General features: G+C 67.9%; 9 protein-coding genes. All 9 read left to right on the forward strand.

The features are described from left to right. The first annotated feature begins 8 nt into the window (after nucleotides 1-8). The 9 genes from glf (at nucleotide 9) to fadD32 (ending at nucleotide 12,239) form a co-directional block, all read left to right on the forward strand. Entirely contained in the window at nucleotides 9-1,208 is a 1,200-nt protein-coding gene (gene glf / locus VMD50_RS08680; RefSeq protein WP_325426808.1) for a UDP-galactopyranose mutase, read from the forward strand. Continuing rightward, nucleotides 1,205-3,112, forward strand: coding sequence for a glycosyltransferase (locus VMD50_RS08685; RefSeq protein ID WP_325426810.1), 1,908 nt, complete (start codon nucleotides 1,205-1,207; stop codon nucleotides 3,110-3,112). The genes glf and VMD50_RS08685 overlap by 4 nt, the downstream gene beginning before the upstream one ends. Further along, entirely contained in the window at nucleotides 3,105-3,650 is a 546-nt protein-coding gene (locus tag VMD50_RS08690) for a phosphatase PAP2 family protein (RefSeq protein ID WP_325426812.1), read from the forward strand. The genes VMD50_RS08685 and VMD50_RS08690 overlap by 8 nt, the downstream gene beginning before the upstream one ends. Continuing rightward, entirely contained in the window at nucleotides 3,647-4,555 is a 909-nt protein-coding gene (locus VMD50_RS08695) for a decaprenyl-phosphate phosphoribosyltransferase (protein ID WP_325426814.1), read from the forward strand. The genes VMD50_RS08690 and VMD50_RS08695 overlap by 4 nt, the downstream gene beginning before the upstream one ends. Beyond that, nucleotides 4,542-6,515 (forward strand): terminal beta-(1->2)-arabinofuranosyltransferase, encoded by a 1,974-nt coding sequence (gene aftB / locus VMD50_RS08700; protein ID WP_325426816.1) that lies wholly within the window; start codon nucleotides 4,542-4,544, stop codon nucleotides 6,513-6,515. The genes VMD50_RS08695 and aftB overlap by 14 nt, the downstream gene beginning before the upstream one ends. 353 nt (nucleotides 6,516-6,868) lie before the next feature. After that, complete coding sequence (locus VMD50_RS08705) at nucleotides 6,869-7,909, forward strand: esterase family protein (protein ID WP_325426818.1); 1,041 nt, start codon at nucleotides 6,869-6,871, stop codon at nucleotides 7,907-7,909. Between the two features lie 160 nt (nucleotides 7,910-8,069). Then, nucleotides 8,070-8,948 (forward strand): esterase family protein, encoded by an 879-nt coding sequence (locus VMD50_RS08710; protein ID WP_325426878.1) that lies wholly within the window; start codon nucleotides 8,070-8,072, stop codon nucleotides 8,946-8,948. A 110-nt stretch (nucleotides 8,949-9,058) separates the two neighbouring features. Beyond that, nucleotides 9,059-10,069, forward strand: a complete 1,011-nt coding sequence (gene culp6, locus VMD50_RS08715; protein ID WP_325426820.1) for a carboxylesterase Culp6 — start codon at nucleotides 9,059-9,061, stop codon at nucleotides 10,067-10,069. Between the two features lie 277 nt (nucleotides 10,070-10,346). Beyond that, on the forward strand, nucleotides 10,347-12,239 hold the full coding sequence (gene fadD32 / locus VMD50_RS08720) for a long-chain-fatty-acid--AMP ligase FadD32 (protein ID WP_325426822.1): 1,893 nt from the start codon (nucleotides 10,347-10,349) through the stop codon (nucleotides 12,237-12,239). The last annotated feature ends 1 nt before the right edge of the window (nucleotide 12,240 follow it).

Raw genomic sequence — 12,240 nt, forward strand, 5'->3', positions numbered from 1 at the left:
AGCAACCGATGACCGCTCGTTTCGATCTTCTTGTCGTCGGTTCCGGATTCTTCGGCCTGACCATCGCCGAGCGCGTGGCTACCCAACTCGGAAAGTGCGTGCTCGTCGTCGACCGGCGCCCGCACATCGGGGGCAACGCGTATTCCGAGGCCGAGCCCCGGACCGGCATCGAGGTGCACAAGTACGGCGCCCACCTGTTCCACACCTCGAACAAGAGGGTCTGGGATTACGTGCGCCAGTTCACCGAGTTCACCGACTACCGGCACCGGGTGTTCGCGATGCACAACGGCCAGGCCTACCAGTTCCCGATGGGACTGGGCCTGGTGTCGCAGTTCTTCGGCAGGTACTTCACTCCGGATGAAGCGCGGCAGCTGATCGCCGAGCAGGCCGCCGAGATCAACACCGCAGACGCGCAGAACTTCGAGGAGAAGGCCATCTCGCTGGTCGGCCGGCCGCTCTACGAGGCGTTCATCAAGAACTACACCGCCAAGCAGTGGCAGACCGACCCCAAGGAACTGCCCGCGTCCAACATCACCCGTCTTCCGGTGCGCTACACGTTCGACAACCGCTACTTCAGCGACACCTACGAGGGCCTGCCGGTCCACGGCTACACCGCGTGGCTGGAGAACATGGCCGCCGACAACCGCATCGAGGTCAGGCTGGACACCGACTGGTTCGACGTGCGCGACCAACTGCGCGCGGACAGCCCGCAGGCCCCCGTGGTGTACACCGGTCCGCTGGACCGCTACTTCGACTACGCCGAAGGCCGGCTGGGCTGGCGCACCCTGGACTTCGAGGTGGAAGTGCTGCCGATCGGTGATTTCCAGGGCACCCCGGTGATGAACTACAACGACCCGGACCCGCCATACACACGCATCCACGAATTCCGGCACTTCCACACCGAGCGTGACTACCCGACCGACAAGACCGTCATCATGCGCGAGTACTCCCGGTTCGCCGAGGACGACGACGAGCCCTACTACCCGATCAACACCGAGGCCGACCGCGCCCTGTTGGCCGCCTACCGAGCCAGGGCGAAGTCCGAGACCGCGTCATCGAAGGTGCTCTTCGGTGGCCGGCTGGGCACCTACCGATACCTGGATATGCACATGGCCATTGCCAGCGCGCTGAACATGTACGACAACACCCTGGCGCCGCACCTGCGCGACGGCGCCGCCCTCGTCGAGGACGAGGGGGCGCGGATATGAGCGCCGTCAGCCTGCTGTCCCGCATCATCCTGCCGCGTCCCGGTGAACCGCTCGACGTGCGCAAGCTGTACCTCGACGAGTCGACGACCAACGCCCGGCGCGCGCACGCGACGTCACGCACGTCGCTGCAGATCGGCGCGGAGTCCGAGGTGTCGTTCGCCACGTACTTCAACGCATTCCCCGCCAGCTACTGGCGCCGCTGGTCGATCTGCCAGTCGGTGGTGCTGCGCGTCGAGCTGACCGGGTCCGGTCGCGTCGACGTCTACCGGACCAAGGCCACCGGGGCGCGCATCTTCGTCGAGGGCCGCCAATTCGCCGGCGGCGAGGACGAACCCGCGGTCGCCGAGATCGAGGTTGCGCTGAAGCCGTTCGAGGACGGCGGCTGGATCTGGTTCGACATCACCACCGACAGCAAGGTCACCCTGCTCAGCGGCGGTTGGTATGCGACCGAGCCCGCCCCGGGCACGGCCAACATCGCCGTCGGCATTCCCACGTTCAACCGCCCGGCCGACTGCGCCAACGCGCTGAGCACGCTGACCGCGGACCCGTTGGTGGACGCGGTGATCGGGGCCGTGATCGTGCCCGACCAAGGGGTCCGCAAGGTGCGCGATCACCCCGACTTTCCCGCCGCGGCCGCCCGGCTGGGCAATCGGCTGTCCATCCACGACCAGCCCAACCTCGGCGGTTCCGGCGGCTACAGCCGGGTGATGTACGAAGCGCTGAAAAACACCGACTGCCAACAGATCCTGTTCATGGACGACGACATCCGCATCGAGCCGGACTCGATCCTGCGGGTCCTGGCGATGCACCGCTTCGCCAAGAGCCCCATGCTGGTGGGCGGTCAGATGCTCAACCTGCAGGAGCCGTCACACCTGCACATCATGGGCGAGGTGGTGGACCGGTCGAACTTCATGTGGACCTCCGCGCCGCACGCCGAGTACGACCATGACTTCGCCGAATATCCGTTGAACGACAACAACGACCGAAGCAAGCTGCTGCACCGCCGCATCGACGTCGACTACAACGGCTGGTGGACGTGCATGATCCCGCGGCAGGTCGCCGAGGAGCTCGGGCAGCCGTTGCCGCTGTTCATCAAATGGGACGACGCCGACTACGGGCTGCGGGCCGCCGAGCGCGGGTACCCGACCGTCACCCTGCCCGGCGCGGCGATCTGGCACATGGCCTGGAGCGACAAGGACGACGCCATCGACTGGCAGGCCTACTTTCACCTGCGCAACCGGCTGGTGGTGGCGGCGATGCACTGGGACGGTGATGTCACCGGCCTGGTCCGCAGCCACCTCAAGGCGACGCTGAAACACCTTGCCTGCCTTGAATATTCGACGGTAGCGATCCAGAACAAGGCCATTGACGACTTCCTGGCCGGCCCCGAGCACATCTTTTCGATCCTGGAGAGCGCGCTGCCGGAAGTGCACCGGATGCGCAAGGAGTACCCGGACGCGGTCGTGCTGCCCGCGGCGAGCGAGCTGCCGCAACCACTGCACCGGAGCAAGGCGATGAAGCCACCGGTCAACCCCGTCTCCATCGGCTACCGCCTGTCCCGCGGGGTATTGCACAACATGACCAAGGCCGACCCGGCGGCTCACCTGCGGCCGGAGTACAACGTGCCCACGCAGGACGCGCGGTGGTTCCGGCTGTGCACCGTCGACGGCGTGACCGTGACGACCGCCGACGGATGCGGGGTCGTCTACCGGCAGCGCGACCGCCGCAAGATGGTCTCGCTGCTGCTCAAGTCGCTGCGGCGCCAGCGTCTGTTGCTGGGCCGGTTCGACGAGATGCGTCGGGTGTACCGGGAGGCGCTGCCCGTGCTGTCCAGCAAGCAGAAGTGGGAGACGGCGTTGTTGCCGGCGCACGATGAGCCCGACAAAAGACCCGAGCATGGCTGAATCGGCCGCTCCGCGCGGCGAAGTGGCCGCGCTGGTGGCCGTTCAGTCGGCGCTGGCGGACCGCCCCGGCGTGCTGACCGTGGCGCGGGGGCTGTCCTACTTCGGGGAGCACAGCATCGGCTGGGTGGCCGTCGCGTTGCTCGGTGCGGCGCTGATGCCGAGACGTCGCCGCGACTGGCTGATGGTGGGGGCCGGGGCGTTCGCCGCGCACGCCGCCGCCGTGCTGATCAAGCGGTTGGTGCGGCGCCCACGGCCGCATGATCCGTCCGTCGCGGTCAACGTAGGCACACCCAGCCAGTTGAGCTTTCCCTCCGCGCACGCCACCTCCACCACGGCCGCGGCCATCCTGATGGGGCGGGTCACCGGGTTGCCCAGAGGAATGTGCGCCGCGGTCCTGATACCGCCGATGGCGCTGTCGCGGATGCTCCTGGGGGTGCACTACCCCAGCGACGTGGCCTTCGGCGTCGCCCTTGGCGCCGCGGTCGCCCGGATCACGGGCCGGATCGGCGAGAGGTCCCGAAAGAGGTGCGTCGAATGAGCGAAGACGTGGTGACCGGGCCCCCGGGCAATGTGATCACCGGGGTCGTCAAGGCGATCCGCCCGCGGCAGTGGGTGAAGAACGTGTTGGTGCTGGCCGCGCCGCTGAGCGCGGCGGGCCGCGGCCACCGCTACGACTACGGCCAACTGGCGATGCAGGTGTCGGTGGCCTTCGTTGTGTTCAGCCTGGCGGCCTCGTCGATATACCTGATCAACGACGTCCGCGACGTCGAGGCCGACCGCGAACACCCGACCAAAAGGTTCCGCCCGATCGCCGCCGGCGTGGTGCCCGAGTGGCTGGCCTACGCCCTGGCCGTCGCGCTCGGGGTGGTGTCACTCGGCCTGGCCTGGTGGCTGACGCCGAACCTGGCGCTGGTGATGGTGGTCTACCTCGCCATGCAGCTGGCGTACTGCTTCGGCCTCAAGCACCAGGCGGTGATGGACATCTGCATCGTGTCGTCGGCGTATCTGCTGCGGGCCATCGCCGGGGGTGCGGCCACCGACACCCGGCTCTCGCAGTGGTTTTTGCTGATGGCCGCGTTCGCGTCGCTGTTCATGGTGGCCGGCAAGCGCTACGCCGAGCTGCAACTTGCCGAGCGCACCGGCGCGGCGATCCGCAAGGCGCTGGAGAGCTACACCAGCACCTATCTGCGATTCGTCTGGACGATGTCGGCCACCGCGGTGGTGCTGTGCTATGGGCTGTGGGCGTTCGAGCGCGAACACGGCGAGGCGGGCTGGTTCGTGGTGTCGATGGTCCCCTTCACCATCGCGGTCCTGCGCTACGCGGTCGACGTCGACGGCGGGCTGGCCGGGGAGCCCGAGGACATAGCGTTGCGCGACCGGGTGCTGCAGTTCTTGGCGCTGGCCTGGATCGCGACAGTTGGGGCCGCCGTTGCCTTCGGCTAGTCCCCAGGTGCAGGCGGTGGGGGCGGGGGTGAGGCGCCGGCCGGTGATCAGGCGGGCCGGACGGCCGCTGTTCCCTTACGTCACCATGGTGCGGGCCACGCTGTGGGTCAGCGTGGCGGTGGTCGCCGTCCTGTTCGCGTGGGGCGCCTGGCAGCGGCGCTGGATCGCCGACGACGGGCTCATCGTGCTGCGGACGGTGCGCAATCTGCTGGCGGGGAACGGGCCGGTCTTCAATCAGGGCGAGCGGGTCGAGGCGAACACCTCCACGGCGTGGACCTATCTGATGTACGCGGGCAGCTGGGTCGGGGGGCCGATGCGCATGGAGTACGTGGCTCTGGCGCTGGCCCTGACCCTTTCGGTGCTGGGCGTGGCGTTCTTGATGCTGGGCGCCGGCCGGCTGTACGCGCCCAGCCTGCGGGGCCGCAGGGCGATCATGCTGCCGGCCGGGGCCCTGGTCTACATCGCGTTGCCGCCGGCGCGTGACTTCGCCACCTCCGGCCTGGAGAGCGGCCTGACGCTGGCCTATCTCGGGCTGCTGTGGTGGATGATGGTGTGCTGGGCGCAAGCCGTGCGCGGGCGTCCGGACGGCCCGGCGTTCATCGGCACGCTGGCGTTCGTCGCCGGGTTCAGCGTTCTGGTCCGGCCCGACCTGGCGTTGATGGGCGGGCTGGCGCTGATCATGATGCTGATCGCGGGGCGCACCTGGCGCCGCCGCGCGCTGGTCGTGGTGGCCGGCGGATTCCTGCCGGTGGCCTACGAGGTCTTCCGGATGGGCTACTACGGCCTGTTGGTGCCGGGGACGGCCCTGGCCAAGGATGCGGCCGGGGACAAGTGGTCGCAGGGGATGATCTATCTCTCGAACTTCAACGCGCCCTACGCGGTGTGGGTGCCGGTGGTGTTGCTGGTGGCGCTCGGGGCGCTCCTGGTGGTTGCGCGTCGCCGCGCGTCGTTCCTGCGCCCGGTGCTCGCGCCCGACTACGGCCGGGTGGCGCGGGGGGTGCAGAGCCCGCCGGCGGTGGTTGCCTTCGTCGTCGTCAGCGGCCTGCTGCAGGGCTTCTATTGGATCCGCCAGGGCGGCGATTTCATGCACGCGCGGGTCCTGCTGGCGCCGCTGTTTTGTTTGCTGGCGCCGGTGGCCGTCATTCCGGTGGTGATTCCCGACGGCGCTGATTATTCGCGGGAGACGGGCTATTGGGTGGCCGGCGCCGCCGGCGCACTGTGGCTGGGAACCGCCGGCTGGGCGCTGTGGGCAGCAAACTCACCCGGGATGGGCGACGACGCCACCCACGTCACGTACTCGGGAATCGTCGACGAGAGGCGCTTCTACGCGCAGGCCACCGGGCACGCGCATCCGCTGACGGCCGCCGACTACCTGGACTACCCGAGGATGGCCGCCGTCCTGACGGCCCTCGACAACACCCCGGAGGGCGCGCTGCTGCTACCGTCCGGCAACTACACCCAGTGGGACCTGGTGCCCCAGGAGCAGCCGGCGCCCGGGGGCGACAAAGGGCCGCAGAAGCCGCAGCACACGGTGTTTTTCACCAACCTGGGCATGGTCGGCATGAACGTAGGGCTCGATGTCAGGGTGATCGACCAGATCGGTCTGGCAAATCCGCTGGCTCAGCACACCGAGCGGTTGAAGCACGGCCGGATCGGGCACGACAAGAACCTGTTCCCGGACTGGGTGATCGCCGACGGCCCGTGGGTGAAGTTACCTCCCGGGATCCCGGGCTATCTGGACGTGAACTGGGTTGCCCAGGCGGTGGAGGCCCTGAAATGTCCGGAGACCCAAGCGGTGCTCAGCTCGGTGCGAGCCCCAATGACCTTGCACCGCTTCGTCTCCAACGTCGTGCACTCTTTCGGGTTCACCACGTACCGCATCGATAGAGTTCCGCTCTACGAGCTCGCGAGGTGCGGGCTGCCCGTTCCGGAGGCGATCCCGCCGCCTCCCCGCGAGTAAAGGCGCCGGGCCGAAATTTTTTTCGGCGGGTGCCGAATTCGGCTTCGGCCGAGGGTGCTCCGATATTCCCAGCAACCTCACATCTGTGCTCTCACCAGTGCTCACTGAGGGGCAGGCACATGCGGAAACGCGATTCTCGGGGCCTTTCCAAGTCGGTGGTCGGCTCGAAAATCAAGGGGTGGGAGCCCGAAATGGCGGTTTGCCCGACCGGCTCGATGAGAGGGGACGCCCGCAGGTGTGGTTGACTACACGGGCACTGCTGCGCCGGACACATAAGCTGTCCGACCCAATTCGGGGATGCGTCCAATCGGAGAAATGCGCCGAAAGGCCGAAAGAAGGATGAGGAAGCAAGGATGACGCTTGTCGACAGGTTTCGCGGCGCCGTGGCTCGCATGCCACGACGGCTCGTGGTGGGGTCCGTTGGCGTGGCTCTGCTCTCGGGTCTGATTGGCGCCGTGGGGGGCTCGGCGACCGCCGGGGCGTTCTCGCGCCCGGGTCTGCCGGTGGAGTACCTGCAGGTTCCCTCGGCCGCCATGGGCCGCGACATCAAGATTCAGTTCCAAAGCGGTGGCGCCAACGCGCCCGCGCTCTACCTGCTCGACGGCATGCGCGCGCAGGACGACTACAACGGCTGGGACATCAACACCCCCGCTTTCGAGTGGTACAACCAGTCGGGCCTCGCCGTGGTCATGCCGGTCGGCGGGCAGTCCAGCTTCTACTCCGACTGGTACAAGCCCGCCTGCGGCAAGGCCGGCTGCACCACCTACAAGTGGGAAACCTTCCTGACCAGCGAGCTGCCCGCCTACCTGGCGTCCAACAAGCAGGTCAAGCCGACCGGCAGCGCCGCCGTCGGCCTGTCGATGGCCGGCTCGTCGGCGCTGATCCTCGCCGCCTACCACCCCAACCAGTTCATCTACGCCGGCTCGCTGTCGGCGCTGCTGGACCCGTCGCAGGGCATGGGGCCGTCGCTGATCGGCCTGGCCATGGGCGACGCCGGTGGCTACAAGAAGGACGACATGTGGGGGCCGTCGAGCGACCCCGCCTGGCAGCGCAACGACCCGTCGCTGCAGGTCGGCAAGCTCGTCGCCAACAACACCCGCATCTGGATCTACTGCGGTAACGGCAAGCCGTCCGACCTCGGTGGCGACAACCTGCCCGCCAAGTTCCTCGAGGGCTTCGTGCGGACCAGCAACTTGAAGTTCCAGGACGCCTACAACCAGGCCGGTGGCCACAACGCGGTGTTCAACTTCGACGCCAACGGCACACACGACTGGCCGTACTGGGGCGCGCAGCTGCACGCGATGCTGCCCGACCTGCAGTCCACGTTGGGCGCCACGCCCGGTGTCGGTCCGGCTACCGCCGCCGCCGCCGGCAACCAGGGCACCGGCACCTAAACCCACCAGCGACGCGACCAGCGGCGGGCACCTTCCGGGGTTCCCGCCGCTGCTCGTTCGCGGCCTGTGTGATTTGTTTCACTACCCGGCGGTCGGGGGAACAACGGCGCTGGCTAATCTGCACACAGCGACTAGACGATGGAGGGTGGACATGAGGGTCGTGCGGGGTCTGTCAACGTTGCTGTTGGGCGTTGCTCTGGCGTTAGGGACGACGGGTCCCACCGGGACCGCCCGCGCCGCGGGTTACGAGAGCCTGATGGTTCCGTCGGCGGCGATGGGCCGTGACATCCCGGTGGCCTTCCTGGCCGGCGGTCCGCACGCGGTCTATCTGTTGGACCCCTTCGACGCCGCCCCGGATGTCAGCAACTGGGTCACCGCCGGCAACGCGATGAACACGCTGGCCGGCAAGGGCATCTCGGTGGTGGCCCCCGCCGGGGGCGCCTACAGCATGTACACCAACTGGGAGAACGACGGCAGCAAGCAGTGGGACACCTTCCTGTCCAGCGAGCTGCCCGACTGGCTGGCCGCCAACAAGGGCCTGGCGCCCGGCGGTCACGCGGCCGTCGGCGCCTCCCAGGGCGGCTACGCCGCCATGGCGCTGGCCGCCTTCCACCCCGACCGCTTCGGCTTCGCCGGCTCGCTGTCCGGGTTCCTGTACCCGTCGAACACCACCACCAACGGGTCGATCCTCGCCGGCCTGCAGCAATTCGGCGGGATTGACGGCAATGGCATGTGGGGAGCCCCGCAGCTGGGCCGGTGGAAGTGGCACGACCCGTACGTGCACGCCTCGCTGCTGGCGCAGAACAACACGCGCGTGTGGGTCTTCAGCCCGACCACCGACGCGGCAAGCGATCCCGCCGCCATGATCGGCCAGGCCGGTGAGGCGATGGGCAACAGCCGGATGTTCTACCAGCAGTACCGCAGCGTGGGCGGCCACAACGGGCACTTCGACTTCCCGGGCGGCGGTGACAACGGCTGGGGCTCGTGGTCTGGGCAGCTGGGAGCCATGTCGGGCGACATCGTGGGGGCAATCCGCTAGTCAGGCGCCGCGCCGAACGCCGGTACCGTTGTAGGGAGCGCAGCAGAGGGCGGGGCGGCCGCTTCCCCCGGAATCGAGCTGCGATCGACCGACTCTGCCAGCAGGAGAAGATGACCACGAGCGCGCGGCGTAAGCGCCACCGAACCCTCGCCTGGATAGCCGCCCTCGCGGTGGCCGGCGTCGTGTTGCTGGTCATCGTGGCCGTGGTGATGCTGCTGCGCGGCCCCAAAACACCTCCCAGCGCGGTACCGCCCGGCATCCTGCCGCCGCCCTCCACGACCACCCACCCGCACAAGCCGCGGCCCGCTTCCCAGGACGCGTCGTGCCCCGACGTGCAGGTGATCAACGTCCCCGGGACCTGGGAGTCCGCCCCGCAGGACGACCCGCTCAACCCGACGCAATTCCCGAATGCGTTGCTGCACAAGGTGACCGCGGAGATCTCCCAGCAGTTCCCCTCGTCCCGGGTGCAGACGTACACGACGCCCTACACGGCGCAGTTTCACAATCCGCTGACCGGCGACACCCAGATGTCCTACAACGAAAGCCGGGCCGAAGGGACCCGCGCGACCGTCCAGGCGATGACCGACATGAACACAAAGTGCCCGCTGACCAGCTACGTGCTGATGGGGTTTTCCCAGGGCGCGGTGATCGTGGGTGACATCGCCAGCGACATCGGCAACGGCCGTGGACCCGTGGACGACGACCTGGTGCTCGGTGTGACGTTGATCGCCGACGGTCGCCGCCAGGACGGGGTCGGCAACGACGTCGGGCCCAACCCGCCCGGCGAGGGCGCCGAGATCACCCTGCACGAGGTGCCGGTGCTGTCCGGGCTCGGCCTGACCATGAGCGGCGCCCGGCCGGGCGGCTTCGGCGCGCTGAGCAGCAAGACGAACGAGATCTGCGCGCCCGGCGACCTGATCTGCGCCGCGCCGAACGAGGCGTTCAGCGTCGCCAAGCTGCCCGACACCTTGAACACTCTCGCCGGCGGCGCCGGCCAACCGGTCCACGCACTGTACGCCACGACCCAGTTCTGGAACCTGGACGGGGCGGCGGCGACCGATTGGACGCTGAATTGGGCGCGCAGGCTGATCGAAAACGCGCCGCACCCCAAACACGGGTGACACAACCGCCACGTAGGCGAATCCGTGACGCGATCGGCGGTACCTTGTGATTTGGTCTGCTGCGAGGCGCCCCTTAACATTAAGAGGAAATTAAGAGCAATCAGAGCTTCGTTGCGGCCCAGATTGGGGTTGAGGCCGGCTGGGTCTGGCAGGGACGGCGCTCCCGAGCGCGGGTCGTTCAAAGCCGGCTCGTGTATAGAGGACCCGTCGGCGCAGCCGACACGGAGGCATTAAGTCGGCGAAGCCGACCGAGATGGTTGTGACAGGAGAGGGCGGCATGGCGTACCACAACCCATTCATCGTGAATGGAAAGATCAGGTTCCCGGATAACACGAACCTGGTTCGTCACGTTGAAAAGTGGGCGAAGGTTCGCGGCGACAGGCTGGCGTATCGATTCCTGGACTTCTCCACCGAACGCGACGGTGTGGCACGCGACCTCTCGTGGGCGGACTTCGGTGCTCGCAATCGAGCCGTCGGCGCCCGGCTGCAGCAGGTCACCCAGCCCGGTGACCGCATCGCCATCCTGTGCCCGCAGAACCTGGACTACCTCGTCTCATTCTTTGGCACGCTCTACTCGGGCAGGATCGCGGTGCCGCTGTTCGACCCGGCCGAGCCGGGCCACGTCGGTCGTTTGCACGCCGTGCTCGACGACTGCACCCCGGCGACGATCCTGACCACCACCGACGCCGCCGAAGGCGTCCGCAAGTTCATCCGCGCCCGTTCGGCCCAGGAACGGCCGCGCGTCATCGCCGTCGACGCGGTGCCCAACGAGGTCGCCTCCACCTGGCAGGAGCCCGACGCCGACGAGAACACCATTGCCTACCTGCAGTACACCTCCGGCTCCACCCGCATTCCGAGCGGCGTGCAGATCACCCACCTGAGCCTGCCCACCAACGTGCTGCAGGTGCTGAACGCGCTGGAGGGCACCGAGGGCGACCGTGGGTGCATGTGGCTGCCCTTCTTCCACGACATGGGCCTGATCACGGCGCTGTTGTCGTCGGTGCTCGGCCAGGACTTCACCTTCATGACACCGGCCGCGTTCGTGCGCCGGCCCGGCCGTTGGATCCGCGAACTCGCGCGCAAGCCAGGAGAGACCGGCGGGGTCTTCTCGGCCGCGCCGAACTTCGCGTTCGAACACGCCGCGGTGCGCGGCCTGCCCCGCGACGACGAGCCGCCGCTGGACCTGAGCAACGTCAAGGGGATCCTCAACGGGAGCGAGCCGGTGAGCCCCGCGTCGATGCGCAAGTTCTACGAGGCCTTTGCGCCCTATGGCCTCAAGGAGGAGGCGATCAAGCCGTCCTATGGCCTGGCCGAGGCGACGCTGTTCGTTTCGACCACGCCTATGGACGAGAAGCCGAGGGTCATTTACGTCGACCGGGACGAGCTGAACAATCAGCGCTTCGTGGAGGTACCCGCCGACGCGCCGAAAGCCGTCGCGCAGGTTTCCGCCGGCAAGGTGGGTGTCGACGAGTGGGCGGTCATCGTCGAGCCCGACACGGCCAGCGAGCTGCCGGATGGGCAAATCGGCGAGATCTGGTTGCACGGCAAGAACCTGGGAGTCGGCTACTGGGGCAAGGAAGAAGAGACTTCCGAAGTCTTCAAAAACATCCTCAAGTCGCGGATCCCCGAGTCGCACGCCGAGGGGGCCGCCGATGATGGGCTGTGGGTGCGTACCGGCGACTACGGCACCTACTACAAGGGCCACCTCTATATAGCGGGCCGGATCAAGGACCTGGTCATCATCGACGGCCGTAACCACTACCCGCAAGACCTGGAGTACACGGCGCAGGAATCCACCAAGGCGTTGCGGGTCGGCTACGTGGCCGCCTTCTCCGTTCCGGCCAACCAGCTGCCGCAGGTGGTGTTCGACTACCCGCACGTCGGCCTCAAATTCGATCCGGAGGACTCCTCCGAGCAGCTGGTGATCGTCGGGGAACGCGCCGCCGGTGCGCACAAGCTCGACTACCAGCCCATCACCGACGACATCCGGGCGGCCATCGCCGTGGGGCACGGGGTGACCGTGCGCGACGTTCTGCTGGTGCAGGCCGGGACGATTCCGCGTACTTCGAGCGGGAAGATCGGGCGCCGCGCGTGCCGCGCCGCCTACCTCGACGGAAGCCTGCGCAGCGGCGTCGGTTCGCCGACCGCCTTCGCCGGCGCCAACGACTGAA

This window comes from Mycobacterium sp. (genome assembly GCF_035506235.1).
Taxonomy (GTDB): domain Bacteria; phylum Actinomycetota; class Actinomycetes; order Mycobacteriales; family Mycobacteriaceae; genus Mycobacterium.

Coding starts and splice junctions, on each gene's coding strand:
- glf (WP_325426808.1), top strand. CDS start 9: ATGACCGCTCGTTTCGATCTTCTTGTCGTCGGTTCCGGATTCTTCGGC.
- VMD50_RS08685 (WP_325426810.1), top strand. CDS start 1,205: ATGAGCGCCGTCAGCCTGCTGTCCCGCATCATCCTGCCGCGTCCCGGT.
- VMD50_RS08705 (WP_325426818.1), top strand. CDS start 6,869: ATGACGCTTGTCGACAGGTTTCGCGGCGCCGTGGCTCGCATGCCACGA.
- fadD32 (WP_325426822.1), top strand. CDS start 10,347: ATGGCGTACCACAACCCATTCATCGTGAATGGAAAGATCAGGTTCCCG.
- VMD50_RS08690 (WP_325426812.1), top strand. CDS start 3,105: ATGGCTGAATCGGCCGCTCCGCGCGGCGAAGTGGCCGCGCTGGTGGCC.
- VMD50_RS08695 (WP_325426814.1), top strand. CDS start 3,647: ATGAGCGAAGACGTGGTGACCGGGCCCCCGGGCAATGTGATCACCGGG.
- culp6 (WP_325426820.1), top strand. CDS start 9,059: ATGACCACGAGCGCGCGGCGTAAGCGCCACCGAACCCTCGCCTGGATA.